We start from the raw sequence: 26,631 nt of genomic DNA, 5'->3' as shown, positions 1-26,631 counted from the left end.
GAAATAGACCTTGCCGGAACACATGACGACGCGCTTGATCTTGTCATCGGCCACCAGCTTGGTGTCAGAGTTGCCTTTTTGCGCGTCATCCCACAGCACCCGGTGGAAGCTGGAGCCTGAGGTGAAGTCATCCGCCGTGCTGACGGCCAGCTTGTGACGCAACAGCGACTTCGGCGTCACTAGGATCAGTGGTTTCCGGAAGGTCCGGTGCAACTGACGGCGCAGGATGTGGAAATAGTTCGCGGGTGTCGTACAATTCGCCACGATCCAGTTGTCCTGACCGCACATTTGCAGGAACCGTTCCAAACGCGCTGACGAGTGTTCTGGGCCTTGCCCTTCAAAGCCATGCGGCAGCAGTGTGACCAGACCGGACATCCGCAGCCACTTGCTTTCACCCGAGCTGATGAACTGATCGAACATGATCTGCGCACCGTTGGCAAAGTCGCCGAACTGCGCCTCCCACAGAACCAGAGCGTTCGGTTCTGCAAGCGAATAGCCGTATTCGAAACCCAGCACCGCGTATTCGGACAGCATCGAATCAATGACATCGTATTGGGATTGCCCGGCACGGATGTTGTTAAGCGGGTAATACCGTTCTTCGGTTTCCTGATGAACAAACCCAGAGTGACGCTGGCTGAACGTGCCCCGTGTTGCATCCTGTCCGGCCAGACGCACGGGGTATCCCTCGGTCAGCAACGAGCCAAACGCCAGTGCCTCGCCCGTGGCCCAGTCGAAGCCTGCACCGGTCTCGAACATCTGTTTCTTATGTTCCAGCAACCGCTCAACGGTTTTGTGCATTGCGAAATCGTCAGGAGCCTTGGTCAGCGCGGCTCCGATTTCCGCCAGTGTCTCTGCCGAGATCGCTGTTTCACCCCGGACATAATCATCCTTGTTCCTGTCCAGATGCGACCAGCGCCCATCCAGCCAGTCGGCCTTGTTGGGTTTATAGTCTTTCCCGGCCTCGAATTCGTCGTTCAGATGGGCCTGAAAGGCGGCCTTCATATCTTCGATCTCACCCTCGGGGATCAGCCCGTCCTTGACCAGCCGCTCGGTATACAAGGAAAGCGTTGTCTTATGGGTTTTGATCTTCTTGTACATGATCGGGTTGGTGAACATGGGCTCATCGCCCTCGTTATGGCCAAACCGGCGATAGCAGAAGATGTCCAGAACCACGTCTTTATGGAACTTCTGGCGGAACTCGGTCGCCACCTTCGCGGCGTGAACTACCGCCTCGGGGTCGTCGCCGTTCACATGGAAGATCGGGGCCTCGACCATCAGCGCGATATCGGTGGGATAGGGGCTCGAGCGGCTGAAATGCGGCGCGGTAGTGAACCCGATCTGGTTGTTGACCACGATGTGCATGGTGCCGCCGGTTCTGTGCCCTTTCAGGCCGGACAGGCCAAAGCCCTCGGCCACAACACCCTGACCGGCAAAGGCCGCGTCACCGTGCAGCAATATCGCCATGACCCTGGTACGGTCCGTGTCGCCCAGTTGGTCTTGCTTGGCGCGAACCTTACCCAGAACTACCGGGTTTACCGCCTCAAGGTGAGAGGGGTTGGCGGTCAATGACAGATGCACACTGTTGCCATCGAATTCGCGATCGCTGGAGGCGCCGAGGTGATATTTCACATCGCCAGAGCCGTCCACGTCCTCTGGCTTGAAGCTACCGCCCTGGAATTCGTTGAAAATCGCGCGATAAGGCTTGCCCATCACGTTGGCCAGAATGTTCAGGCGACCCCGGTGCGGCATCCCGATGACGATGTCACTGAGGCCAAGCGCGCCACCGCGCTTGATGATCTGTTCCATCGCCGGGATTAGCGCCTCGCCACCGTCCAGACCGAACCGCTTGGTGCCCATGTACTTGACGTGCAGGAACTTCTCAAAGCCCTCGGCCTCGACCATCTTGTTCAGGATCGCCTTGCGGCCTTCCTTGGTGAACGCGATTTCCTTGCCATAGCCCTCGATCCGCTCCTTCAGCCACGCGGCCTCTTCCGGGTTCGAGATATGCATGTATTGCAGCGCAAAGGTGCCGCAATATGTGCGTTTCACGATCTCAACGATCTGCCGCATCGAAGCGACCTGCAATCCCAGCACGTTGTCGATAAAGATCGGGCGATCCATGTCGGCATCGGTGAAACCGTAAGTCTTCGGGTCCAGCTCAGGATGGGTGCTGGCAGCGCGCATGCCCAGCGGGTCCAGATCCGCGGCCAGATGGCCCCGGATGCGATAGGCCCGGATCAGCATCAGTGCTCGCAAACTGTCCAGCACGGCGCGTTTGATCTGGTCGTCGCTGACCTCAGCCCCTTTTTCAGCCGCCTTGTCCTTGATCTTCTTGCCCGCCGCTTTAGCGTCAATCTCGGCCCATTCACCAGTCAGCGCACCAGTCAGGTCGTCTGCTGGCATCGGCGGCCAGTCGGTGCGCGCCCAGGACGGGCCTTCGGCTTCGCGTTGAACATCGGGGGCATCATCGCCCATGGCATCAAAGAACGCGCCCCATGCGGCATCCACCGCACCGGGGTTCTTTGTGTATTGCGCATAAAGCTGCTCCAGATATTCGGCATTATGCCCCTGCATGAAGCTTGAGGCATGAAAGGCGGAATTGGGCGAATGTTCGGTCATAGGGCTACCTCTGTTGGGTTGGGACCGTATTGATTGGTGCCTGGCTGGCTGGGGCGTGTCAGCCACCATAGAACCAGGAGGGGCGACACCACCAGTACCAGTAGTGTCGGAAGAACGATGAGCAACGTGGCGCGGGTGAACAGAATATCCAGCCTGCCACCATGCTGGAAATGAGAGGCCAAGCCGATACCAAAAACGAGCACAGCTCCGGCGCCAAGGATCAACAGGATCGGCAGCAGAGCATACAGCCCGCTGCGCCCGGTATCGTGCATCCGCCGGAAAGCGACGGCCAGATGGGGAAAGAAGACGATCAGGCTGACGATGCCCTGCACCGGTTGCGAGGACGTGGCCGATACGGATTTCGAGGTTTCTGTTTCCGTCACCGCAACCTGCGTGAAGAACTGCCAGTCGATGATCCCGGCAATGATGTTCCAGATCACGATGAACAGGAAAAAGAACCAGTATTCGGGCCGCGAGGCACGGCCCGAGAAGGTGAAGAACTTGGAGAAGCAGGTGCGGATGGAGTCAGAGAAGGTCATGGGCTCACCGACCAACGGATCGCAAAATCCGAACCGCCAAAATTTGAGCCTGCGCTAAGGCTCGGACCAAGCACAACTAAAGTTCCTAAATCTGACGCTTTGTCTTTTGGGCCGTGCAAGATTTTGACTGATAAGTCCTGACCCGAAGCGAACCGTTCTTCAAACGATATAGAGTTATCGCTTGTGAACCCAAGTCGCTCCGGCCAGCCCGTAAAGTCACCTACATAGGTGAAACCACAGGACCGTGTTCCTTTTTCTTGAGCGTTTAGGAAGTAATTTGGATGGTCAGGGTGAATGAGAACGCTGATAAATGAAATCTTGTTTAAGTTATCCAGCGTTGCCCTTGCTTTTTCCAACTCCGCCGGGAAACTCTCAGGATCGGGGACATAGGTGGAGCCAGCAGCACGTTCCAGCCTTCTTCTATAGCTCATGTGGCGGGCGATGGCGTCTAATGCGTCGCCTTCAGCCAGAACAAATCCATTGTCCGCCAGACCTTCGGCGATTGGTTCGGACGCTTGAACAAGTTCCCGGCAGAGTTTGGCAATCTGGACGCCAAGCGCGTCTTCCATAGCTGCTTGAGCTTTTGTTTGAGCGGTGATCGCAAGCAAAGCAATGATCACTGCACTAACTCGACGCACCAACTTCAACTGCCTCCAAGCCGCATCAAAAGGCAGGCGATAATCGCCCGCCTTCAAACCGAGCACTGCCCGAAGAACAAACACTCGGTCGCTGACCATTACCCAATCGCTTCCAGCACAGCTTCACCCAGCTGCGCCGGGCTTTCAGCCACGACGATACCGGCCGAGCGCATGGCTTCGATCTTGTCCTCGGCACCGCCCTTGCCGCCGGCGACGATCGCGCCCGCGTGGCCCATGCGGCGGCCCGGAGGGGCCGTGCGGCCTGCGATGAAGCCTGCAACCGGCTTTTTGCGGCCTTTCTTGGCCTCATCTGCCAGGAACTGCGCGGCTTCTTCCTCGGCCGAGCCGCCGATCTCGCCAATCATGATGATCGAAGTGGTTTCGTCATCTGCCAGGAACCATTCCAGCACGTCGATATGCTCAGTCCCTTTGATCGGGTCGCCGCCAATGCCCACACAGGTGGACTGGCCCAGTCCTACGTCCGTTGTCTGTTTCACGGCTTCATAAGTAAGCGTACCCGAGCGGGAAACGACACCCACGCTCCCGCGTTTGTGAATATGGCCGGGCATGATGCCGATCTTGCAGGCGTCAGGCGTGATGACACCGGGGCAGTTCGGGCCAATCAGGCGCGACTTGCTGCCTTCCAGCGCGCGTTTCACTTTCATCATGTCCAGAACCGGGATACCTTCGGTGATGCAGACAATCACTTCCATCTCGGCATCAATCGCTTCGAGGATCGAATCCGCCGCGAATGGGGGCGGTACGTAGATCACCGATGCGTTGGCTTCGGTCACGTGCTTGGCCTCGTGGACCGAGTTGAACACGGGAAGGCCCAGATGCTCCATCCCGCCTTTGCCGGGGGTCACGCCGCCGACCATCTTGGTGCCATAGGCAATAGCCTGTTCGCTGTGGAATGTACCTTGCGAGCCGGTAAAGCCCTGACAGATCACTTTGGTGTTTTCATCGATGAGGACTGCCATTTTGTCCCTTTCTCTAGGCGGTGTGGGATTGATAGGGTTCAGCCGCTGGAAGAACCTGCGGCGCATAGGTGACTTTCTGAAGCGTGGCGCGACCAAGGGCCAGATCGGCCATCGTGCGCAGGCCGCTGCTGATTTCGGCGATACCGCGCCTGATTTTTTGTCGGACCAGCGGCCAGCCCGTAGGGCGTGCGCGGGGGGCACCCATCTGGATTTCGTCCGGCGAATCGTTGCCTTGCTCGACCATGGCAGGGATCACCTGATAGACATTGACCCGACGCGCCGCGGGCGAGGCTGACGGGTTGAACAACAGGCCATCCAGCGCGATGTCATAAGGCTTTTGCGCCAGAAAATGTTCTGCTGCTTTTCGGGTCAACGCATATGCGGCACCGCCAGGGTGGCGCGAGCGCATCAGGCACAGCTCCCGACCCAGATGAGACACACGCTTGCGCCCAAGAGCGAGGTAAAGCTTTGTACTGCGCCAGCGTTCGAACCGCACGATATCGGCATCCTCTGGCCACCAGGACGCATCGTTCAACCAATCCGCCAGTTCTGGCGACAGGAAAACATCATCCTCAAGTATCAAGGCCTGTTCCGCACCGGAGGCGACAACGGCCTCCCACGCCCTGGCATGGCTTAGGGTGCAGGCCATGTCCTTGGAATGGAAATAACCCCAAGGTCCCTCGGACCGGCATTCACGCAGAAAATCCTCACGGGTGGCGGCGTCGCAATCAACAGCGTTGACGCGCGTCGCCGACAGGCCTGCCTTTTGCAGCTCCTGCGCCATCAAACGTGCCCGCCCTGTGGCGCGTTCAAGACCTATGAGGAAGATGGGGATGGACATCAGATCGATTGTTTCTTTCGATTTCCCGCGTGAAATGGATAAAGTTGGATTGTAGTTGCCGTGGGGTCGGCCTGTAGCCCACTCCACAGCAACTTGCTTACCCCTTAACCGCCTTGACGATCTTCTCGGCACCGTCTTTCAGGTTGTCCGCCGCGATCACGTCCAGACCCGAGTTGTTGATGATTTCTTTGCCTTTCTCGACATTGGTGCCTTCCAGTCGCACGACAAGCGGAACCTGCAGACCGACCTCTTTCACCGCAGCCACCACGCCCTCGGCGATGACGTCACAGCGCATGATGCCGCCGAAGATATTGACCAGAATGCCTTTGACCTGCGGGTCCGAGGTGATGATCTTGAATGCCTCGGTCACCTTCTCTTTGGTTGCACCGCCACCCACGTCGAGGAAGTTGGCAGGTTCGGCACCATACAGTTTGATGATGTCCATCGTAGCCATCGCCAGACCGGCACCGTTCACCATGCAGCCGATCTCACCATCCAGTGCGATGTAGTTCAGGTCGTATTTGCTGGCTTCCAGTTCCTTGGGATCTTCCTCGGTCGTGTCGCGCAGTTCGGCGATATCCGGGTGGCGGTAGACCGCATTGCCGTCAAAGCCAACCTTGGCATCCAGCACTTTCAGGTCGCCACTGTCGGATACGATCAGTGGGTTAATCTCCAGCATCTCCATATCCTTCTCGACGAAGGCCTTGTAGAGGATGCCCATAAGCCTGACACATTGCTTGACCTGCGCGCCCTCCAAACCCAGCGAAAACGCAATGCGGCGGCCGTGGTAGGGTTGGTAACCGGTGGCCGGGTCAACCGAGAAGGACAGGATTTTCTCGGGCGTCGCGGCAGCAACCTCTTCGATGTCCATACCGCCTTCCGTCGAGCAGACAAACGAGATACGGCTGGTCTGACGATCTACCAGCAGGGCCAGGTACAGTTCACGCTCGATGCCGGAACCGGCTTCGATATAGATGCGATTGACCTGCTTGCCTGCCGGACCCGTCTGATGGGTGACCAGAGTGCGACCCAGCATCTTCTTGGCTTCTTCGGCCGCTTCTTCGACCGACTTCGTCAGACGGACACCGCCCTTTTCACCTGCATCGGCCTCTTTGAAGGATCCTTTGCCGCGGCCGCCCGCGTGTATCTGCGCCTTGACGACCCAAAGCGGCCCATCCAGTTCACCGGCTGCGGTTTTGGCTTCCTCGGCGCGCAGCACGGCGCGACCATCGGAGACCGGAGCGCCGTAGCTGCGAAGAAGAGCCTTGGCCTGATATTCGTGAATGTTCATCGAAATTGTCCCGTCTGACTGCGTTTAACCGTTATAGGCGTGTCTAGCGGGTAAATTTAAAGGGTTTTTTGACCTGTGACGGGAAATTGCCGAAGATTTTCAACATTTGTGATCACGGGTTTTTAGGGTGTGATCACAAAAACTCGAGTGTCATCAATTGATTCGATAATCCTGCACAGTTTTTTGAAATCACATTCGAAAAAAGGGATTTGCGACGTTTGCGCCAACATATGCGGCCGGGTTCCGCGGTGGCAAATGAAAACCGGCCCATAATTGGGCCGGTCTCAAATTCAGATTGTCTGGCGGTTTTACGCCAGTGAACTGTCGATGCCTTTGCATGCCTCGATCAGGCCTTTCACGGCGTTGACCGAATTGTCGAAACCGGCTTGCTCGTCTTCGTTCAGCTTGATGTTTACGATGCGCTCGACGCCACCAGCGCCGATGACAGTCGGCACCCCGACATAAAGGCCGTTAACACCCAACTCACCGCTGCAGTACGCCGCACAAGGCAGAACACGCTTCTGGTCTTTCAGATAGGCTTCGGCCATTTCGATCGCCGAAGTGGCGGGCGCGTAATAAGCCGACCCGGTTTTCAGCAGTCCTACGATTTCCGCGCCACCATCACGGGTGCGCTGTACGATGGCATCCAGCTTTTCTTGCGAGGTCCAGCCCATTTCAACCAGATCAGGCAGCGGGATACCGGCAACGGTCGAATAACGAACCGACGGTACCATGGTGTCGCCATGTCCGCCCAACACGAACGCGGTTACATCGCGCATCGAGACGTTGAACTCTTCCGACAGGAAATGCGCGAAACGTGCTGAATCCAGCACGCCAGCCATGCCGCAGACTTTGTTGTGCGGCAGGCCCGAGAATTCACGCAGTGCCCAGACCATGGCGTCCAGCGGGTTGGTGATGCAGATCACGAACGCATCGGGCGCATGCGCTGCGATACCTTCGCCGACCGACTTCATGACTTTCAGGTTGATGCCCAGCAGGTCATCGCGGCTCATGCCCGGTTTGCGGGCTACGCCTGCGGTCACGATGCAGACATCCGCGCCAGCGATATCGGCATAGTCGCTGGTGCCTTTCATCGAGGCGTCAAAGCCTTCGGACGGGCCGGATTCGGCGATGTCGAGCGCCTTGCCCTGTGGCAATCCGTCAGCAATGTCAAACAGGACAACGTCACCCAGTTCTTTGACAGCTGCAAGATGCGCAAGCGTGCCGCCGATGTTCCCCGCGCCGATCAGCGCAATCTTGGGTCTGGCCATTTGGAATATCTCCGGTCGGTTTTGAAATCGCGGCTGTGCTAGTCGCTAAAACGGCATTAGGCAATAGTTCTGCGACGTGGCATACAACCGCATACCGTTTGCGAGACCCCATGTGGTTGCGCTAAAGGGCCTTTGAGACAAGCCAAAACCGGGACCGGTGCATGTTTGAATTAAACCTGATGTTTTTTGCAGTGGCGATCCCGGCGGTGATATTTGCGGGTATCTCAAAGGGCGGTTTCGGCTCGGGCGTGGCTTTTGCGTCATCATCGATTCTGGCCTTGATCCTAACGCCCGGGCAGGCCCTGGCCCTGATGCTGCCGATTCTGATGGTGATCGATGTGGCCACTTTGGGCCCTTATTGGAAGCGGTGGAGCTGGAGGGATGCGCGCCTGCTGATCCTGGGTGCTGTACCCGGTGTGGCAATGGGGGCATGGCTTTACCGTTCAACGGATGATGACCTGCTGCGCCTGCTGATCGGCGGCATTTCGGTCGGGTTCGTGATCTGGCACATCGCACAGTCAAAAGGCTGGGTGCGCGGGTTTGCCAGACGGTTGCCGCCCTCCGCTGGCCTGTTTGCAGGGCTGGTCGCGGGATTCACCAGCTTTGTCAGCCATGCCGGAGGCCCTCCGGCTGCCGTTTACCTGTTGTCCCAACGGCTGACCAAGACCGAGTTTCAAGCCAGTACAGTATTGGTCTTCTGGGTGATTAATATCGCGAAGTTTGTACCCTACGCTTATCTTGGCATGTTCACGTGGCAGACGGCATGGGCCGATATGCTGTTAACACCGTTTGCTGTTCTCGGTGCCTGGCTGGGCGTCCGTGCACATTTCATGTTGTCCGAACGCCTGTTCTTTGGAATTGCCTATGTGCTGCTGACCCTCACCGGTGGTAAGCTGATCTGGGACGCACTTACCTGATCAGGCGTTCGGGGGCAGCGCTTCGGCTACAGCCTCAAAAGCTTGCCCAGAAGCGACGAGGCAGGTGACCCCGTTGGGCAAGGTCACCGTGATGGTCCAGCTGCCGCTTTGAGTTGAGGCGAAAAGTTCCATGACCGCGCCTTGCTGGGCCAGACCAAAGCCCCTGCGCGTTTCGCCATAAGTGTCGGTCAACCTTTCCAGCACATCCTCTCGCGGTGCGCAGTTTTGCCCCTGGGCCTGTACCTGTTGTGCCGCAAGTACCATGATCCCTAGTCCCATCGTCATCTTGAACATTGTCTTTCGCATCCCGAATCCTTTCGGTTCCCTCTGCCGGTCAGGGTGCCGCGCAGGGGCCGAAATTCAGTTAAGGCAAAGCACGTTGCGTCGTGTTTGCTGCGGTGCGGCAATTTTGGGCTTGAACTTTCCGGTAAAAAATGCCCCATTCCGCGCAACTTTATTTCAATGGGAGTGGTCCATGGATCCTCGTCAGCGCCCCTATCGTTCGGTTCTCTATATCCCCGGGTCCCGGGACCGGGCTTTGGAAAAGGCCCGCACTCTGCCGGTAGATGCAATCATATTTGATCTGGAAGATGCGGTCGCAGCCGACGAAAAGGACAATGCGCGCGAAACGCTCAAGGCGGCTTTGGCTGCCGGAGGGTACGGATCACGCGTCAAGATTGTTCGGATCAACGGGTTAGACACCGAATGGGGCCGTGCGGATGCCGAGGCTGTGCGCGAAATGGATGCCGACGTTGTCCTGTTGCCTAAAGTGAATTCGGCGGCTGACGTAGACGCGCTGGCTGCGATCACCGGAGATTTGCCGATCTGGGCTATGATGGAAACCCCGCGTGGAATGCTGAACGCAGCAGAAATCGCCGCGCATCCGCTGATGGCCGGATTCGTGATGGGAACAAATGATCTGGCGAAAGAGCTGCAAACCCGCTTCCGCCCAGATCGCCTGCCGATGATGACCTCGTTAGGGCTGTGCTTGTTGGCTGCCAAGGCCGAAGGGCTGATCATCATCGACGGTGTTTACAACGCCTTCAAGGATGTCGAAGGTCTGGCGTTCGAATGTGCGCAAGGCCGCGATATGGGCTTTGATGGCAAAACGCTGATCCACCCGGCCCAGGTCGAAGTGGCAAATACCGCCTTCGCGCCATCGGATGATGAGATCGACCTGGCTCGCCGCCAGATCTCGGCCTTTGAAGAGACCGAGGCCCTTGGCCAAGGGGTCGCCGTTGTCGATGGCAAGATTGTCGAAAATCTGCACGTTGTAACTGCCCGCGAAATTCTGGCAAAAGCAGAGGCGATATTAGCTTTGCAAGCGGGGTAGGCCAGCATGGGCTTTGTTCTTCTGATCTTGGGTGTGGCGCTGTGGTGGGGGGCGCATCTGTTCAAACGTGTGGCACCTGAACGCCGTGCCGCAATGGGTGACGCGGGTAAAGGCGCTGTTGCCCTGGCTTTGGTCGCGTCGATCCTTCTGATGATCTTCGGGTATCGCATGACCGACTTCATCCACGTTTGGGCGCCGCCGACCTTTCTGATTCACGTCAACAACCTGTTGGTTTTGATCGCGATTTATTTGATGAGTCCTGCGGGCACAAAAGGCCGGCTTCTGAACAAGCTGCGCCACCCGATGCTCGGCGGGTTCAAACTGTGGGCTTTTGCGCACCTGTTGGTGAACGGCGATCTGGCCTCGATCATCCTGTTTGGTGGCCTTCTGGCATGGGCGGTGGTCGAAGTCATTGTAATCAACAAGTCTGAACCTGAGTGGACCCCGGCAGAGCCTGGCACTTACGGCAAGGATGCGATGTTCGTTGTGGCTTCGATCGTTCTGATGGGAATTATCGGGTACATCCATGGGCTGGTTGGCCCATCTCCGTTCGGCTCATAAGGATTTGATTTGATGTCGAAGCTTTATCGCTTGCTGACCGAAGAAGACACTTCGGCCTTCTGTCACAAGGTGTCCGACGCCCTGTCAAAGGGATGGGAGCTGTATGGCGACCCGGCTTACGCCTTTGATGCCAACGGCAACGTAATGCGTTGCGCGCAGGCCGTGACCAAAGAGGTCGAGGCCGACTATTCCCCCGACATGAAACTGGGACAGCAGTAATGGCAAAAACAAATCCGGGCCGATTTTTCGAGGACTATTCTGTCGGGCAGGTGTTGCAGCATGCAGTACCTCGCACCGTGACCGAGGGAGAGCGCGGCTTGTATCACGCGCTCTATCCCGCACGTCACGCGCTTTACTCCTCGGATGAATTTGCCCGGGACTGTGGGTTGCCGGAAAGCCCGATAGATGATCTGGCCGCGTTCCACATCGTGTTCGGCAAGACCGTGCCTGATGTTTCTCTGAACGCGGTTGCCAATCTGGGCTATGCCGAAGGTCGTTGGCTGAAACCTGTTTTTGCCGGCGATACGCTGCGATCCGTATCAGAGGTTATCGGCCTGAAGCAGAATTCCAACGGAAAAACTGGTGTTGTCTGGGTTCGTACCCGCGGGTTGAACCAGTTGGACGAGGTGGTTCTTGAATATGTGCGCTGGGTCATGGTGCGCAAGGCAAACATGGATGCACCCGCGCCCGAGACGGTTGTTCCCGATTTGAAGGCTGTGCTTGATCCGCAGGACCTGATCGTGCCGGAAGGGCTCGATTTTGCAAACTACGATTTTGCCCTCGCGGGCGAGGCGCACCGCTGGGGCGATTATGAGGTCGGTGAAACCATCGATCATGTGGACGGTGTCACCGTGGAAGAGGCCGAGCATATGCTGGCCACACGTTTGTGGCAGAACACCGCCAAGGTGCATTACGACCTGACGTTCCGTCCGGAAGGGCGGCTCATTTACGGTGGGCATGTAATCTCGATGGCGCGGGCATTTTCCTTCAATGGCCTTGCAAATGCGCAGATGATTGTCGGCTTGAATGGTGGCGCCCATGCTAACCCTTGTTTTGCGGGTGATACGATCAAGGCATGGTCCGAAGTTTTGGACAAAGCGGAAACCGGGGTTCCCGGCATAGGCGCTGTGCGATTGCGTCTGGTCGCGACCAAGGGCGGTGATCCGTTCAAGCTGAAGAACGAAGAAGGGCGGTACCTGCCAGATGTTCTTCTGGATCTCGACTATTGGGCATTGATGCCCAAATAGGTGATCTGACGGATATGTGACGCCACGGCTTGCAAGGCGTGATAGGTTCGCACAATGAACCTGCTACGCGCGATATTGGCCAGCGTCACTCTGGCACCTGCGGCTCAGGCCTGCGATCTGGCCTTGGCTTTGGCTGTGGACGTTTCTGGTTCGGTCGATAGCAGCGAATATCGCATCCAGATGGATGGGTTGGCCGCAGGTTTGCGCGACCCGATCGTGTCCGAGGCACTGGTGCGGGGGCAGGCGCGGCTGATGCTGGTGCAGTGGACCGGCTCATCGCGCCAGCGGATCACTATCCCCTGGACCCGTATCGATAGCTTTGCCACGCTGGATCAGTTTGCAGACCGGGTCGCCGCCGATCCGCGCATCTGGCGGAATTTTTCGACGGCAATCGGCGAGGCGCTTCAAATGACCCTGAGTTCATTTGATTCGGTTTCCGACTGCCGACGGCATCTGATTGACCTGTCAGGGGACGGTGTGTCCAATGAAGGGATTGAACCTACACGGGTACATGCGGCCCTGCGCGCCGAGGGAATCGTTGTCAACGCGCTGGCTATTGAGGAAAGCGAACCGGACCTGACGGCATATTTCTTTGAGAATGTCATCGTGGGCGAAGGTGCCTTTGTCGTTTCTGCCACCGGGTTCGCGGATTACCCGGAACGAATTCGTCGAAAACTGCTGCGCGAAGTGACGCAGCAAACGGCAGACCTGAAATGACGGCTTGAGAGATTCGTGATCACATCTCTTCGGCCTTGAAAACGCTAACATTGACAGTGCGGAATGTGATATGTGATCACGAGATTATTTTGTGTGATCACATAATTGAATTATCCGTATAATTGAGCGCAATTTGATGGTTTTTGCACTCGCAGCACGTGACAGTGTCGCAAAAACCAGTAAAACGTTCGGTAGCCAACCGAAAAGGAGCCGCCATGGCCGATGTAAATCGGGGCAATCGCCCACTTTCGCCGCATCTGTCGATTTATCGCCCGCAGCTGACGTCGATCACGTCCATCCTGACGCGCATCACCGGTAACGCCCTTCTGCTCGCAGCTCTGTTGATCGTCTGGTGGTTTCTGGCCGCTGCAACCTCGCCCGAGGCCTTTGCCGTAGCGAATGGGGTAATAACCTCGATGCTTGGAGACCTTGTGATGGCGCTGTCCGTTTGGGGGCTCTGGTATCACACGCTGGCCGGTGTGCGGCATCTGATCTGGGACAATGCAGTTGGTCTGGATATTCCGACAGCGACCAAAATGGGTTGGGCTGTTGTTATCGGATCGGTCGTCTTGACCCTTCTGACCCTTGTCCTCGTCGCGTGATTGGAGGCCTGACATGCGTTATCTGACCGACCGCAAACGCGCCGCTGGACTTGGCTCGGCGAAATCCGGTACTGCCCATTTCTGGGCGATGAAAGTCAGCTCGGTTGCTTTGCTGATCCTTGTGCCGTTGTTTGTATTCACCTTTGGCCCGATCCTGGGCCAGCCATTCGAGGTCGTTCTCGACTACTACTCGCGACCTTTCCCTGCCATCGTGGCAGCACTGACGCTGGCGGTTGGCTTCAAACACTTCGCGGACGGTGCGCAGGTGATGCTTGAAGATTATGTTCACGGCACGCTTGAAAAGGTCCTGATCATTCTGTTGACCTGCTTGTCTTATGGCGCGGCTGCGGCTGGCATCTTTGCCGTCGCTCGCATTGCCCTTTAATTCCCGGAGCTGAAAGAAATGGCTGCATACGAATACGAAACGCATGAATATGACGTGGTCGTTGTCGGTGCCGGTGGGGCCGGTCTGCGGGCAACACTGGGTATGGCGGAACAGGGTCTTCGCACGGCTTGCGTAACCAAGGTTTTCCCAACCCGTTCGCATACTGTGGCCGCTCAGGGCGGTATCGCCGCGTCGTTGTCAAACATGGGGCCCGACCACTGGCAGTGGCACATGTACGACACTGTGAAAGGCTCGGATTGGCTGGGCGATACCGATGCGATGGAATACCTAGCTCGGGAAGCGCCCAAGGCTGTTTACGAACTGGAGCACTATGGCGTTCCGTTCAGCCGAACCGAAGAGGGTAAGATCTATCAACGCCCGTTTGGTGGTCACACCACTGAATTCGGCGAAGGCCCGGCAGTCCAGCGCACCTGTGCCGCTGCGGACAGGACCGGCCACGCGATCCTTCATACGCTGTATGGCCAGTCGCTGAAGAACAATGCCGAGTTTTATATCGAATACTTCGCCATCGACCTGATCATGTCCGATGACGGCCAGTGTCAGGGTGTTGTCTGCTGGAAGCTGGACGATGGCACGATGCATGTCTTCAATGCCAAGATGGTTGTGCTGGCGACCGGCGGGTATGGCCGCGCCTATTTCAGCGCGACCTCGGCCCATACCTGCACCGGTGACGGTGGCGGTATGGTGGCCCGCGCGGGCTTGGCGCTGCAGGATATGGAGTTCGTTCAGTTCCACCCGACCGGCATCTACGGATCGGGCTGCCTGATCACCGAAGGCGCGCGTGGCGAGGGCGGTTACCTGACCAACTCGGAAGGTGAACGGTTCATGGAGCGTTACGCCCCCCAGTACAAGGACCTCGCACCGCGCGATTACGTCTCGCGCTCGATGACCTTGGAAATCCGCGAAGGCCGTGGTGTCGGTGCGGAAGGGGATCATATTCACCTGAACCTCAGTCACCTCCCAGCCGAAGCTTTGGCAGAACGTCTGCCCGGCATCTCGGAAAGCGCCAAGATCTTTGCCGGCGTGGATGTCACCAAGGAACCGATCCCGGTTCTGCCAACCGTGCACTATAACATGGGCGGTATCCCCACAAACTATTGGGGTGAAGTTCTGAACCCAACGGCCGAGAACCCGACAGCTGTGGTTCCGGGCCTCATGGCAGTGGGCGAAGCCGGTTGCGCCTCGGTCCACGGCGCGAACCGCTTGGGCTCGAACTCGCTGATTGACCTTGTGGTCTTTGGCCGCGCGGCGGCGATCCGGGCAGGCAAAGTCGTGAATCCTGAAGCTGCGAACCCGGTTCTGAACCAGGCATCGGTCGATAAGGCCTTTGACCGGTTCGACGCGGTGCGCAACGCTAGCGGTTCCATCCCGACCGCCGAGTTGCGGCTTGAGATGCAGAAAACCATGCAGGCGGATGCTGCCGTGTTCCGTACCGCCAAGACCATGGCCGAAGGCGTCGAGAAGATGACGGCAATCGCTGCGAAGATGGACGATCTGAAAGTCACCGACCGGTCGCTGGTCTGGAACAGTGACCTGATGGAAACGCTGGAACTGACCAACCTGATGCCTAACGCGCTGGCCACGATCGTCGGCGCAGAGGCGCGCAAGGAATCCCGTGGTGCCCACGCGCACGAGGATTTCTCTGCACGTGATGACGAAAACTGGCGTGTTCACACGGTTAGTCGGGTCGAAGGCAACAAGGTTGAGCTCAGCTATCGTCCCGTGATCGTCGATCCGCTGACGACCGAAGACGAAGGTGGCATCAGCCTGAAGAAAATCGCACCCAAGGCACGTACGTTCTAAAAGGCTCGGACAGCAGGCAATGGTGAGCAAGCGCCAAATACCCACGAAAACCGCAATGGCCATTGGCCAGTGGTCGGTCCGCGTCCGGTGCTTGTCATGACGGTCGAGGTCCTGCAATCCGGTTCAGGCTATCCCAAGATCATCCTGATCGGGCTGAACCGCTGTGCAACGACCTCGTTTCACAGGCTGTTCCAGAACAGCGGGATACCGTCAGTTCATTGGGAAGATGACCAGGGCCGAAACCTTGCGCACCGCATGTTGACCAACATAGCCATGGGGCGACGACCACTGGACGGGTTCGGAGCGGTGCGGGCCTTCACCGACATCGCTTTCGTCAGCTCACGCTTCATGCTGGACGGGGCGCGTTTCTTCCGTGAATTGCATGCGGCTTACCCGGACGCCTTTTTCTTGCTGAACACGCGCAATCGCGATGACTGGATCGCATCCCGTGCCAACCATTCCGGCGGTAGGTACCTTGAGCGATGCTGCAAGGCCAATGGACAAACGGCCGATGAAGTGAAACACGGCTGGGCACATATGTATGATGTGCACCATGCCGAAGTAGAAGCCTATTTCGACGGCAACCCGCGCTTCCTGCGCTTTGATATCGACTGTGACGATCCGCAACGCGTTGCGGACTGGCTCGCGTCGGATTTTGACGTGAACATCGCCCATTGGGGGCATTATAACCGAGGGGCGTCTCAGCGCGCCCGGACAGGCTGAAAGGCGGCCTTGTGCTGAATGGAGAATTGACATGGTTCAACTGACCCTGCCCAAAAATTCCCGGATTATCACCGGCAAGACTTGGCCAAAGCCGGATGGCGCGACCAATGTGCGAAAGTTCCAGATCTATCGCTGGAACCCGGATGACGGACAGAACCCCCGTGTCGATACCTACTTTGTCGATATGGACACGTGCGGGCCGATGGTTTTGGACGCGCTGATCAAGATCAAGAACGAAATCGACCCGACCCTGACATTTCGCCGGTCATGCCGTGAAGGCATCTGCGGCTCGTGCGCGATGAATATTGACGGGATCAACACGCTGGCCTGTATCTATGGCATGGATGAGATCAAGGGCGACGTGAAAATCTATCCGCTGCCGCATATGCCTGTGGTCAAGGACCTTATCCCTGATCTGACCCATTTCTATGCCCAGCATGCGTCGATCATGCCGTGGCTGGAAACCAAGACCAACCGTCCTGCAAAGGAATGGAAGCAGTCGATCGAAGATCGGAAAAAGCTGGATGGTCTCTATGAGTGTGTGATGTGCGCCAGCTGCTCGACCTCGTGCCCGAGCTACTGGTGGAACGGCGACCGGTATCTCGGCCCTGCTGCTCTGTTGCACGCATATCGCTGGATCATCGACAGCCGGGATGAGGCCACGGGTGAGCGTCTGGACGAGTTGGAAGATCCGTTCAAGCTCTATCGCTGCCACACCATCATGAACTGTGCCAAGACCTGCCCCAAAGGTTTGAACCCGGCCAAGGCGATTGCCGAGATTAAAAAGATGATGGTCGAACGCGCGGTATAATAACCTGCACCGAATTGCGGTAAACGCATGTCGATCTTGCAAAATAAGGCGATGTGGCCCCGGCTGCATTGCCTTATTTTTTGGTCAGGGAGGAGTGATGAGTTCGAGTCAGGATCACTCCAATGAATGCAAACACATCCAAACAAAAAATCGACGCTAAAGAGGCGCTGAAACTGCTGGAGCAGGCATGGGCCTACTACACGCCGGAACCGGTTAAAGCCGACAAAGAGCCCGAGCTGTTCGAATACGCAAACGCGGCCTGATCCAATACGACAGCCCTTGAAAAACTTCGGTCAATCGGCAAAGCAGAGGAATGCCTGTTCTTCTGCTTTTGTTGGTTGCCGGAGTGTTCGCCTATTTTTTCTGGCGCTCGCGCCATTCAACGCTGACACGTGATTGTCGCTGGCGACAGGACAGACGTCATGGCATCTGGCGGTGCAACTATTGTGGAGCGGAAATCGCTGCGACGGACCAACCTATGCGATGCCTGAAGGCAAGTGATGGTTGAGAATAGGGCTTTTCGCGAGCCAGAGAATCCGCCACTCTGCACGCCATGACTGGTTCTGAGAATACTGCCCGCCCCCCCGAAGATGCCGAAGCCCGTCGTTCGGTCGCCCCTGTTATTTGTTATCCGAACGATGCCTTGCCGCGACCAGATTTGCCCTGGATGAGATCTGTACGCCAACGGGCAGTCAAAACCGGCGAAGTCCTGGTTCCTCCGCGTGAGGCGTGCTGTTTTGATGTACCTGCCGGGCATTTCTTTCGCATCACATCGGTTGAAGGCCCGCAGGTTGGCGATTTGAACCTGTGGAACCGCAATGATTTATCCGAGCGCTTTTATTCCGGAAAAACGCGGGCTTTGCATGGCACGCACCTGACCACCGGAGAGCGGATGTGGTCCAGTTTCCCACATCTGCGCCCGATGGCCACGATCATAGCGGATACACTGGAATGGTACGGGATCGATGCATACGGGGGATCGGTTCATGACGTAATCGGCACGCGTTGTGATCCATATACGGGCAATTTGCTGTCCGGCACGCAGTATCACCACTGTTGTCATTCCAACCTGACCCGCGCGCTGGCGGATCATCTGAGTATTCCGATGGATGAGGCCGAACCTGTGGTGCACGACGTTCTGAACGTCTTCATGTGTACCGGTTTCACTCGGGATACAGGTCAGTATTTCATGAAAGCATCGCCCGTTCGCCCCGGCGACTATCTGGAGTTCTTTGCTGAGATCGATCTGCTGGGCAATCTCAGCGCTTGTCCGGGTGGGGATTGTTCCTCCGAACATTCCTCGGACACAGCCGCGTGTTTTCCCTTGCTGGTCGAAACATTTGCCGCGACGGTCACAGACCTGGACAGCTGGGAAAGCCCGGCGCGCAATGGCTATGATCGCACGCACGGGCGCTAGGTTCAGCGGGCAACTACATCATTGTCAGCTGCTCGGAAATGCGGCCTGTAGCGCGATTTCCACCATGTCTCCAAAGCTGCTTTCACGTTCCGAGGATGGCAGAGCCTCTCCCGTTAGAAGGTGATCGGAAACGGTGAGAACTGCCAGAGCACGGCATTTGTGGCGCGCTGCAAGGATATAGAGCTCGGCCGCCTCCATTTCGACGCCGAGAATCCCGTGGCGCACCATCTGTTCATTCAGGTCCGGGCGATCATCATAGAAAACGTCCGAAGAATAAATCCCGCCGACATGGGTAGGGGTTGCTTTGGCAGCCGCCGCCTTTGCGGCCGCCTGCAACAAACTCCAATCGGCGCAGGGTGCAAAGTTCAGTTCTTTCATGATACCGCGTGACGGCGTACTCAGCGTTGTTGACGTCATTGCCAGAATGACGTCTCGAATTTTTACGCTGTCCTGCATTCCGCCACACGACCCAATTCGGATCAGGGTTTTTGCGCCGTAATCGCAAATTAACTCGTTTACGTAAATGGAGAGCGAGGGCATTCCCATGCCGCTACCCTGTATCGTTACAGGATTTCCCTTCCAATTTCCGGTAAACCCAAGCATCCCCCGAACGTTATTGACTTGCTTCACATCGTCCAAAAACGTCTCGGCCGCCCATTTCGCCCGATAAGGATCTCCGGGTAATAGAACGGTTTCTGCAATTTCACCTTTTTCAGCGCCGATATGAATTGTCATTGTTTGTTCCGCCCCGATCAGATTTCAAGATCGGAAATATCGGCACCCGCCTGCAACGCGTCATGCACCCATTTCGGCTTGCGGCCACGACCTGTCCAGGTTTGTTCCGGATTGGCAGGGTTGCGGTATTTTTCTTTTGTTTTCGTGTTCTTGGATGCGCGGGGTGCGTCGCCTGAAAGCTCGGACAGCGAGTATCCGAATTCCGCGGCAGCCTTTTCTGCGGCTTTCAAAGCCTCACGGCGCTCGCGTTTTTCGGCTCCTACCAAGGCTTTTTCGACATCGTCACGCAATGCCAAAAGGTCTTTACGCGACATCTGTTCAAGATTGATCCCCATCATTCATCTCCGAAGGATATTATTTACGGTGCACTTGAGTGCGCACCGTAATTCTAACGAATGGTTTATTCCATCCCAAATATCAAAAGGGAAGAAACGGGGAATTAAGGGTCTAAAACCTCAGTTACTCGGCTGCGAGGTTTTTGGGGTCAACCAGTGTTACGATATCGCTCATGATCGCATTAAGTTCAAAGTTTTTGGGGGTGTAAACCTTGGCTACACCCATGGCTTTCAATTTTGCGGCATCGTCATCCGGAATAATTCCGCCAACAACCACGGGAATGTGAGACAAGCCAGCCTTCTGCAGCCGATCCATTACATCTTCGACCAAAGGCAGATGGCTACCGGACAGGATCGACAACCCGATGACATGTGCGTCATCGTCGCGGGCTGAGGTGACAATTTCTTCCGGGGTCAGCCGGATACCCTCATAGCTGATATCCATGCCGCAGTCGCGGGCACGGAACGCGATTTGTTCGGCGCCGTTGGAATGGCCGTCCAATCCCGGTTTTCCAACCAGAAATTTCAGGCGTCGCCCCAGTTTGTCGCTGACGGCATCAACCGCCGCGCGCAGGTCATCCAACCCTTCGGTTTTGTTCGAGACCGATCCGGAAACGCCGGTCGGACCACGATAAGTGCCGAAGACCTTGCGCATCTCTTCGGCCCATTCGCCGGTGGTCACACCCGCCTTGGCAGCGGCAATGGACGGCTCCATGACGTTTGCTCCTGTCTGAGCCGCTTGGCGCAACGCGGCCAAGGTCGCTGCAACAGCCGCTTCGTCCCGCTCAGCCCGCCACGCATTCAAGCGGTCGATCTGTTCCTGTTCCACGGCAGGATCAACGACCATGATGCCGCCATCTTCAGTCTGAAGGGGGGAAGCCTCGCCTTCCATCCATTTGTTCACGCCGACAACGACGGTTTCGTTGCGTTCGATCCGGTTCAGACGTTCGGCGTTGGAATCCACAAGGCGGGATTTCATATACTCAATAGACGCAACCGCACCGCCCATCGAATCTAGGTTTGCCAGCTCTGCCCGCGCGCCTGCTTTCAATTCTTCGACCTTGGCATCAACAGCCGGGTTGCCATCGAACAGGTCATCGAATTCCAACAGATCAGTTTCATAGGCCAGAATTTGCTGCATCCGCATGGACCATTGCTGGTCCCAGGGGCGTGGCAGGCCAAGTGCCTCGTTCCATGCAGGCAACTGCACCGCGCGGGCGCGCGCGCTTTTCGACAGCGTCACGGCCAGCATTTCAATAAGGATGCGGTATACGTTGTTCTCTGGCTGCTGTTCGGTCAGGCCCAGTGAGTTCACCTGCACACCATAGCGGAAGCGGCGGAACTTTGGGTTCTCAACACTATACCGCTGTTGCAGAATTTCATCCCAAAGATCAACAAACGCGCGCATTTTGCACATTTCGGTAACAAAACGGATTCCTGCATTCACGAAAAACGAAATCCGACCACACAGTGCCGGAAAATCTTCGACCGGAACACGGGGGCGCAGCTCGTCCAGCACGGCAATGGCTGTTGCCAGCGCATAAGCAAGTTCTTGTTCCGGTGTCGCGCCTGCCTCTTGCAGGTGATAGGAACACACATTCATCGGGTTCCACTTGGGGACGTTGGAATAGCAATACTCAGCCACGTCTGCGATCATCTTCAGCGACGGTTTTGGCGGGCAAACATAAGTGCCCCGGCTCAGATATTCCTTGATCAGGTCGTTCTGGACCGTGCCCTGCAATTTGGAAACGTCAGCGCCTTGTTCCTCGGCCGCGGCGATGTAAAGGGCTAGCAACCAAGGGGCGGTCGCGTTGATCGTCATTGACGTGTTCATCTGTTCCAGCGGAATCTGATCGAACAAAACCCGCATATCGCCCAGATGGCAGACGGGCACCCCGACCTTGCCAACTTCGCCACGTGCCAACGTGTGGTCACTGTCATATCCGGTCTGGGTGGGCAGATCGAAGGCAACTGAAAGACCGGTTTGCCCTTTGGCGAGGTTGCCACGATAAAGCGCGTTCGAGGCCTTGGCGGTAGAATGACCGGCATAGGTCCGGATGAGCCAGGGGCGATCTTTCTGCATCTGCGTCATGAAGGGGCCTCGCGTTTCGGTGGGCAATAAAATTACGTCCTGAGGTTCTAAAGCGCAATTTTCGGGACATGTCAATTCGCTGCGTTGCGGCATCCCGCAATTGTTCAGATTGTGAGCAGCTGCGATTGGTGGCAAGGTGCGGCCATGACGCAAACCGTGGAACTTCCGCTTTGGCTTTTTGTGCTGATCGTGGTCTTTGCCATGGTTACTTTCGCTTCACATTTTCTGTTCCCGTCAGTCCGATGGTTTTTCCGCCGCCGGTTGGAACGTGCCGTGGCGCGTTTGAACCAGCGCCTGCAACGTCCGATCCAACCGTTCAAGCTGGCCCGTCGGCACGACATGATTCAACGGCTGATTTATGATCCGCAGGTTGGTAAAGCGGTTCAGCATCACGCCCTCGAAACTGGAATACCCGAAGCCGTTGCGTCCGAACAGGCACGCCGCTATGCCCGCGAGATCGTGCCGTCCTTTTCCGCCTTCGCCTATTTCAGTTTTGCGATCCGGCTAGCCCGGCTGTTAAGCAACACGTTCTACGAGGTGCGGCTTAGCTACGAGGACGAAGACGCGGTCAGGACAATCGACCCTGATGCAACCGTTGTTTTTGTGATGAACCACAGAAGCAATATGGACTACGTGTTGGTTACATATCTGGCGGCCCCGCACTCTGCTTTATCCTACGCAGTAGGAGAATGGGCGCGGGTTTGGCCGCTGAGCCGGTTGATCCGGGCAATGGGGGCCTACTTTATCCGGCGCAAGTCAGGCAGCGAGCTCTACCGGCAGGTTTTGTCCACCTATGTGCGCCATGCGACCGAAGCCGGTGTTACGCAAGCCATGTTTCCAGAAGGTGGTTTAAGCCTGACAGGAGCGCTCGCCCGCCCAAAGCTTGGATTGCTCAAGTATATAATGGATGGGACGACGTCGCAGGGGCGTGATGTCGTATTCGTTCCTGTCGCTTTGAATTATGACCGCGTGCTTGAAGACACCATTTTGACCCGCGCAGCGTTAGGAACAGAACGTCGTTTTCGGGCCCGGATCGGGGTCATCACGCGTTGGATTCTCAAACAGTTCTGGCGGCGAGTGATCGGGCGCTACAAGCGGTTCGGGCTGGCATCGGTCCGGTACGGAATCCCGATTTCTCTGAAAGAGTTCCGGGCCGAGGGCAGTGACGACATGATGACCGATCTGGCGCGCACATTGATGCAGCGTATCCAGAACGCGATCCCGTTGGTCCCGGCCCCTGCGGCTTGTTTGCTGATACGTGACAATGGGCCGATGGCGGAACAGGATCTGCGGTCCTGTATTCAGGCGATGATGGAACGTGACGGTAAGCAGACCCAAGACAATGCGTCGGCCATATCAAGCGCTTTGGATCAGTTGATTGAACGACGGATACTCAAGCGGCAGGGGCATGTTCTTTCCGAATCTGGCCAACGCGGTGATTTGCTGGAGTATTATGCAGCGTCTGTACCGGTTTCCGCGCGCCCTTCTGTTTCTGCGTATGCAAAATAATTTCTGCGACCGCTGGGTCATAAAATTACAATTTAGCATCAAAAACGGTTGCAATATTTCGCGATGGCCAATATTTCATCTGATAAAGCACGCGATTCTGCGTCGCGGCAAAAGTATTGAAAAAGGAGGCCAGCATGGCTTTGGACACCGAAACCGGTATCGCGTCGTATGAGGCACCTGAAAAAGACCTCTATGAAATGGGTGAGATCCCTCCGATGGGATATGTCCCGAAACAAATGTACGCATGGGCCATCCGAAAGGAACGCCATGGCGAGCCAAACACTGCGATGCAGCAGGAAGTGGTCGATGTACCCACGCTGGACAGCAATGAGGTACTTGTTCTGGTGATGGCAGCAGGCGTTAACTACAACGGTGTCTGGGCTGCATTGGGCCAGCCGATCAGCCCCTTCGATGGCCACAAGGCACCGTACCATGTCGCAGGCTCTGATGCATCGGGTATCGTCTGGGCTGTTGGTGACAAGGTCAAGCGCTGGAAGGTTGGCGATGAAGTTGTCATCCACTGCAACCAGGACGATGGCGACGACGAAGAATGCAACGGCGGCGACCCAATGTACTCGACCAGTCAGCGGATCTGGGGCTATGAAACACCTGACGGCTCGTTCAGCCAGTTCACACGCGTGCAAGCTCAGCAGTTGATGCCGCGCCCCAAGCACCTGACCTGGGAAGAAGCGGCGTGCTACACGCTGACACTCGCGACAGCTTACCGTATGCTGTTTGGTCACGAACCGCACGACCTGAAACCGGGTCAGAACGTTCTGGTCTGGGGTGCCTCGGGCGGTCTGGGGTCTTATGCTATCCAGTTGATCAACACAGCCGGGGCAAACGCGATCGGGGTGATTTCGGACGAAAGCAAGCGCGATTTCGTCATGGGTCTGGGCGCAAAAGGGGTTTTGAACCGCCGCGACTTTAATTGCTGGGGCCAACTGCCCACGGTCAATACGCCTGAATACGCCGAGTGGTTCAAAGAGGCCCGCAAGTTCGGCAAGGCGATCTGGGATATCACCGGCAAGGGCAACAATGTCGACATGGTGTTCGAGCATCCGGGCGAAAGCACCTTCCCGGTCTCGACCTTCGTGGTGAAAAAAGGCGGCATGGTTGTGATTTGTGCGGGGACGTCCGGGTTCAACTGCACATTCGACGTACGTTACATGTGGATGCACCAGAAACGCCTGCAGGGTTCGCATTTTGCCCATCTGAAACAAGCGGCAGCGGCGAACAAGCTGATGGTCGAGCGCCGTCTGGACCCCTGTATGTCCGAGGTGTTTGCCTGGAACGACCTTCCGGAAGCACATATGAAAATGCTGCGGAATGAACACAAGCCGGGCAACATGTCTGTGCTTGTTCAGGCGCCGCGTACCGGGCTGCGCACACTCGAAGAAGTTTTGGACGCAGGCTGAAACAGTTCAGGACCTTAGACAAAAACCACCCGCGAATCGCACTGCCGGTTCGCGGGTGGTTTGCTGTTTGCAGACCTTTTTCATGGTTTCAAATGCTTGCGATTATTACTCCCGCTATTTTTGGGGAGTAGAAACCGGTGAATAGGTCGAAAAAGATCATACATGTTATGGTTGTGTTAACGCTTCGTTAACTGTTTCAGAGAGACCCTGATGGCGCAAAATGAGTGGATATTGGACGTACTATCGGACCTCAACGCTTTTGCCGTTGCGAATGGGTTGAGCGCGCTTGCAGAACAGCTTGATGATACAAGGCTGATTGCGGCGGCCGAGATCGCGTCCCTAAAGAACGAGGCACGGGCGCCCGCGGATGGGAACGAAAACCGATTTGGGTCAAATCCTTCAGGATTTGGAAAACACCAGCACGCTTGAAGAGCTCAGCACCGTTGCCGAATGTCTGCGAGACACTTTGAAGGTCGCACATCTGACATATCACTGGGTTGACGGCGCGGGGGACCAATACGGCTATACGACCTACTCAGACGCCTGGGACGAACGATACAGGGAAAAAAACTATCATCGTATTGATCCTGTAATTCTGGGGTGTTTCCAGCGATTTCACCCGGTTGACTGGAAGTCTCTGGACTGGTCCAGCAAGGTGGCCAAATCATTCCTTCAGGATGCCCACGACCATGGGGTCGGCAATCAGGGATACTCGATCCCGATCCGAGGGCCAAACGGCCAGTTCGCTCTTTTTACCGTTAACCATAGTTGCGACGATCAAACTTGGCAGACCTTCATCTCGACCTTTGGGCGCGAGTTGATTCTTGTTGCGCACTATATCAATCGCAAAGCGCTGGAGTTTGAAAAAGACAGGCAACCGGATGCAACGCGCAGCCTGTCGCCCCGTGAAATCGACGCCATTACCCTTTTGGCACTGGGTTACAGCCGCGCTCAGGTGGCGCATTCCCTGTCGATTTCCGAACACACGTTACGCGTTTACATTGAAAGCGCCCGATCGAAACTCGGAGCCCTTAACACGACCCACGCAATCGCAACGGCACTCAGCCGGGGATTAATAGTCGTTTAAGGGCAAAGCGTCCTCAAAACGCAATATTAACCACGACTCTGTACCCCCTTCGTTCCTGCACAGGACGACAAGGGGAAAAGTCATGTTGCGTTATCTATATGCCGATGAGTTACACAGATTTCCGACTCTGGCTGAGGGGATGTTCAAGGATCGCGCAGATCAGTTCAAAACCCGGTTGGGGTGGGACGTCCATGTCAACAAAAAAGGAGAAGAGCGGGATGAGTACGACGACCTCAACCCGCTTTATGTCATCTGGGAAGAACCGGATGGCAGCCATGGTGGGTCAATGCGGGTATTGCCGACAACCGGCCGGGTAATGATCAATGAGGTGTTTGGGCATCTCAACGGTGGAAAGCCGATTTGCAGCCCTCTGATCTGGGAGGTGACCCGGTTCTGCCTGTCCCGCACAGCCAGCCCGCACACTGCCGGGGCCATCATGCTCAGCGGCGGTGAGATGATGGAGGGCTTTGGCCTGACGCATATTGCCGGTGTATTTGATGCCCGCATGATCCGGATCTATCGTCTGATCGGGTCGTCCCCCGAGGTTCTTGGAACCCAAGGCACAGGGCGTGACCAGATCTCGGTCGGGCTATGGCCCTATTCAGCGGATGATTGCAACCGCGTGGCCGAACGGGCGGGCATCCCGCGTGAGCTTTCGCGCATGTGGTTCAATGCAGCTTTCGGGCGATCCAAACTGCACCGATTTGCCCTGTCTGCCTAAGGACCGGAAAACGCAAAT

At 56.6% G+C, this 26,631-nt stretch carries 28 protein-coding genes; 17 read left to right on the top strand and 11 right to left on the bottom strand.

Going from position 1 to position 26,631, the window contains the following annotated elements; all coding sequences use genetic code 11:
• The 7 genes from AC2FLZ_RS04705 to mdh form a co-directional block, all read right to left on the bottom strand.
• A partial coding sequence (locus tag AC2FLZ_RS04705; RefSeq protein ID WP_496881881.1) for a 2-oxoglutarate dehydrogenase E1 component occupies nucleotides 1-2,619 on the bottom strand: 2,619 nt, incomplete at its 3' end.
• Nucleotides 2,616-3,158 (bottom strand): DUF805 domain-containing protein, encoded by a 543-nt coding sequence (locus AC2FLZ_RS04700; protein ID WP_480554213.1) that lies wholly within the window; start codon nucleotides 3,156-3,158, stop codon nucleotides 2,616-2,618. The genes AC2FLZ_RS04700 and AC2FLZ_RS04705, both read right to left, overlap by 4 nt.
• Nucleotides 3,155-3,895 (bottom strand): hypothetical protein, encoded by a 741-nt coding sequence (locus AC2FLZ_RS04695; RefSeq protein WP_480554212.1) that lies wholly within the window; start codon nucleotides 3,893-3,895, stop codon nucleotides 3,155-3,157. Before AC2FLZ_RS04695 ends, AC2FLZ_RS04700 begins: the two co-directional genes overlap by 4 nt.
• Nucleotides 3,895-4,776 carry a succinate--CoA ligase subunit alpha gene (sucD, locus tag AC2FLZ_RS04690; RefSeq protein WP_209506539.1) on the bottom strand — a complete coding sequence of 294 codons (882 nt, stop codon included), beginning with the start codon at nucleotides 4,774-4,776 and terminating at the stop codon, nucleotides 3,895-3,897. Before sucD ends, AC2FLZ_RS04695 begins: the two co-directional genes overlap by 1 nt.
• A gap of 13 nt (nucleotides 4,777-4,789) precedes the next feature.
• Nucleotides 4,790-5,617, bottom strand: coding sequence for a glycosyltransferase family 25 protein (locus AC2FLZ_RS04685; RefSeq protein WP_496881880.1), 828 nt, complete (start codon nucleotides 5,615-5,617; stop codon nucleotides 4,790-4,792).
• A gap of 97 nt (nucleotides 5,618-5,714) precedes the next feature.
• Entirely contained in the window at nucleotides 5,715-6,908 is a 1,194-nt protein-coding gene (sucC, locus tag AC2FLZ_RS04680; RefSeq protein ID WP_267363198.1) for an ADP-forming succinate--CoA ligase subunit beta, read from the bottom strand.
• Nucleotides 6,909-7,216: 308 nt separating this feature from the next.
• Nucleotides 7,217-8,179 carry a malate dehydrogenase gene (gene mdh / locus AC2FLZ_RS04675; RefSeq protein WP_267363196.1) on the bottom strand — a complete coding sequence of 321 codons (963 nt, stop codon included), beginning with the start codon at nucleotides 8,177-8,179 and terminating at the stop codon, nucleotides 7,217-7,219.
• Nucleotides 8,180-8,340: 161 nt separating this feature from the next.
• On the opposite strand from mdh, the gene AC2FLZ_RS04670 reads away from it, so the two are divergent.
• A complete protein-coding gene (locus tag AC2FLZ_RS04670) occupies nucleotides 8,341-9,096 on the top strand; it encodes a sulfite exporter TauE/SafE family protein (RefSeq protein ID WP_496881879.1) in 756 nt (251 codons plus the stop codon).
• Here AC2FLZ_RS04670 and AC2FLZ_RS04665 read toward each other — a convergent pair whose 3' ends face one another.
• Nucleotides 9,097-9,402 carry a hypothetical protein gene (locus AC2FLZ_RS04665; RefSeq protein WP_480494306.1) on the bottom strand — a complete coding sequence of 102 codons (306 nt, stop codon included), beginning with the start codon at nucleotides 9,400-9,402 and terminating at the stop codon, nucleotides 9,097-9,099.
• Between the two features lie 169 nt (nucleotides 9,403-9,571).
• Between AC2FLZ_RS04665 and AC2FLZ_RS04660 the strand changes: the two genes are divergently transcribed.
• The 12 genes from AC2FLZ_RS04660 (at nucleotide 9,572) to AC2FLZ_RS04605 (ending at nucleotide 18,716) form a co-directional block, all read left to right on the top strand.
• The gene (locus AC2FLZ_RS04660) at nucleotides 9,572-10,429 is read left to right on the top strand and encodes an HpcH/HpaI aldolase/citrate lyase family protein (protein WP_480494304.1); all 858 of its coding nucleotides are present in this window, start codon (nucleotides 9,572-9,574) and stop codon (nucleotides 10,427-10,429) included.
• Between the two features lie 6 nt (nucleotides 10,430-10,435).
• On the top strand, nucleotides 10,436-10,990 hold the full coding sequence (locus AC2FLZ_RS04655; RefSeq protein ID WP_480494302.1) for an NnrU family protein: 555 nt from the start codon (nucleotides 10,436-10,438) through the stop codon (nucleotides 10,988-10,990).
• Between the two features lie 12 nt (nucleotides 10,991-11,002).
• A complete protein-coding gene (locus AC2FLZ_RS04650; protein ID WP_209506521.1) occupies nucleotides 11,003-11,209 on the top strand; it encodes a DUF1737 domain-containing protein in 207 nt (68 codons plus the stop codon).
• Nucleotides 11,209-12,237, top strand: a complete 1,029-nt coding sequence (locus AC2FLZ_RS04645; RefSeq protein ID WP_480518447.1) for a MaoC family dehydratase — start codon at nucleotides 11,209-11,211, stop codon at nucleotides 12,235-12,237. Before AC2FLZ_RS04650 ends, AC2FLZ_RS04645 begins: the two co-directional genes overlap by 1 nt.
• Nucleotides 12,238-12,291: 54 nt before the next feature.
• On the top strand, nucleotides 12,292-12,954 hold the full coding sequence (locus AC2FLZ_RS04640) for a DUF1194 domain-containing protein (RefSeq protein ID WP_480475096.1): 663 nt from the start codon (nucleotides 12,292-12,294) through the stop codon (nucleotides 12,952-12,954).
• 215 nt (nucleotides 12,955-13,169) lie between these two features.
• Entirely contained in the window at nucleotides 13,170-13,556 is a 387-nt protein-coding gene (gene sdhC / locus AC2FLZ_RS04635) for a succinate dehydrogenase, cytochrome b556 subunit (protein ID WP_480475098.1), read from the top strand.
• 13 nt (nucleotides 13,557-13,569) lie between these two features.
• A complete protein-coding gene (sdhD, locus tag AC2FLZ_RS04630) occupies nucleotides 13,570-13,941 on the top strand; it encodes a succinate dehydrogenase, hydrophobic membrane anchor protein (RefSeq protein WP_480475100.1) in 372 nt (123 codons plus the stop codon).
• 18 nt (nucleotides 13,942-13,959) lie between these two features.
• Nucleotides 13,960-15,765, top strand: a complete 1,806-nt coding sequence (gene sdhA / locus AC2FLZ_RS04625) for a succinate dehydrogenase flavoprotein subunit (RefSeq protein ID WP_480554209.1) — start codon at nucleotides 13,960-13,962, stop codon at nucleotides 15,763-15,765.
• Nucleotides 15,766-15,861: 96 nt separating this feature from the next.
• The gene (locus AC2FLZ_RS04620) at nucleotides 15,862-16,488 is read left to right on the top strand and encodes a sulfotransferase (protein WP_480622917.1); all 627 of its coding nucleotides are present in this window, start codon (nucleotides 15,862-15,864) and stop codon (nucleotides 16,486-16,488) included.
• 31 nt (nucleotides 16,489-16,519) lie between these two features.
• On the top strand, nucleotides 16,520-17,299 hold the full coding sequence (locus AC2FLZ_RS04615; protein ID WP_117870326.1) for a succinate dehydrogenase iron-sulfur subunit: 780 nt from the start codon (nucleotides 16,520-16,522) through the stop codon (nucleotides 17,297-17,299).
• A 122-nt stretch (nucleotides 17,300-17,421) separates the two neighbouring features.
• A complete protein-coding gene (locus tag AC2FLZ_RS04610; RefSeq protein ID WP_267363816.1) occupies nucleotides 17,422-17,562 on the top strand; it encodes a hypothetical protein in 141 nt (46 codons plus the stop codon).
• A gap of 290 nt (nucleotides 17,563-17,852) precedes the next feature.
• The gene (locus AC2FLZ_RS04605) at nucleotides 17,853-18,716 is read left to right on the top strand and encodes an urea carboxylase-associated family protein (protein ID WP_480604755.1); all 864 of its coding nucleotides are present in this window, start codon (nucleotides 17,853-17,855) and stop codon (nucleotides 18,714-18,716) included.
• 24 nt (nucleotides 18,717-18,740) lie between these two features.
• On the opposite strand, the gene deoD is transcribed toward AC2FLZ_RS04605, so the two are convergent.
• The 3 genes from deoD to AC2FLZ_RS04590 all read right to left on the bottom strand — a co-directional run bounded on the left by deoD (nucleotide 18,741) and on the right by AC2FLZ_RS04590 (nucleotide 21,971).
• Nucleotides 18,741-19,451: a purine-nucleoside phosphorylase gene (gene deoD, locus AC2FLZ_RS04600; RefSeq protein WP_480604757.1), complete on the bottom strand. Its 711-nt coding sequence runs from the start codon at nucleotides 19,449-19,451 to the stop codon at nucleotides 18,741-18,743.
• A 17-nt stretch (nucleotides 19,452-19,468) separates the two neighbouring features.
• The gene (locus AC2FLZ_RS04595) at nucleotides 19,469-19,786 is read right to left on the bottom strand and encodes an H-NS histone family protein (RefSeq protein ID WP_480494290.1); all 318 of its coding nucleotides are present in this window, start codon (nucleotides 19,784-19,786) and stop codon (nucleotides 19,469-19,471) included.
• Nucleotides 19,787-19,910: 124 nt separating this feature from the next.
• A complete protein-coding gene (locus AC2FLZ_RS04590) occupies nucleotides 19,911-21,971 on the bottom strand; it encodes a methylmalonyl-CoA mutase family protein (protein WP_480518463.1) in 2,061 nt (686 codons plus the stop codon).
• Nucleotides 21,972-22,022: 51 nt separating this feature from the next.
• On the opposite strand from AC2FLZ_RS04590, the gene AC2FLZ_RS04585 reads away from it, so the two are divergent.
• The 4 genes from AC2FLZ_RS04585 to AC2FLZ_RS04570 all read left to right on the top strand — a co-directional run bounded on the left by AC2FLZ_RS04585 (nucleotide 22,023) and on the right by AC2FLZ_RS04570 (nucleotide 26,613).
• Nucleotides 22,023-23,387: a 1-acyl-sn-glycerol-3-phosphate acyltransferase gene (locus tag AC2FLZ_RS04585; protein WP_480622913.1), complete on the top strand. Its 1,365-nt coding sequence runs from the start codon at nucleotides 22,023-22,025 to the stop codon at nucleotides 23,385-23,387.
• A gap of 134 nt (nucleotides 23,388-23,521) precedes the next feature.
• Complete coding sequence (ccrA, locus tag AC2FLZ_RS04580) at nucleotides 23,522-24,805, top strand: crotonyl-CoA carboxylase/reductase (protein ID WP_480475116.1); 1,284 nt, start codon at nucleotides 23,522-23,524, stop codon at nucleotides 24,803-24,805.
• A gap of 367 nt (nucleotides 24,806-25,172) precedes the next feature.
• The gene (locus tag AC2FLZ_RS04575; RefSeq protein ID WP_480518469.1) at nucleotides 25,173-25,892 is read left to right on the top strand and encodes a helix-turn-helix transcriptional regulator; all 720 of its coding nucleotides are present in this window, start codon (nucleotides 25,173-25,175) and stop codon (nucleotides 25,890-25,892) included.
• Between the two features lie 82 nt (nucleotides 25,893-25,974).
• Complete coding sequence (locus AC2FLZ_RS04570; RefSeq protein WP_480518471.1) at nucleotides 25,975-26,613, top strand: acyl-homoserine-lactone synthase; 639 nt, start codon at nucleotides 25,975-25,977, stop codon at nucleotides 26,611-26,613.
• The last annotated feature ends 18 nt before the right edge of the window (nucleotides 26,614-26,631 follow it).

It is taken from the genome of Ruegeria sp. YKSF131 (genome assembly GCF_059612645.1).
This window is presented reverse-complemented; position numbering and strand designations above follow the sequence as displayed.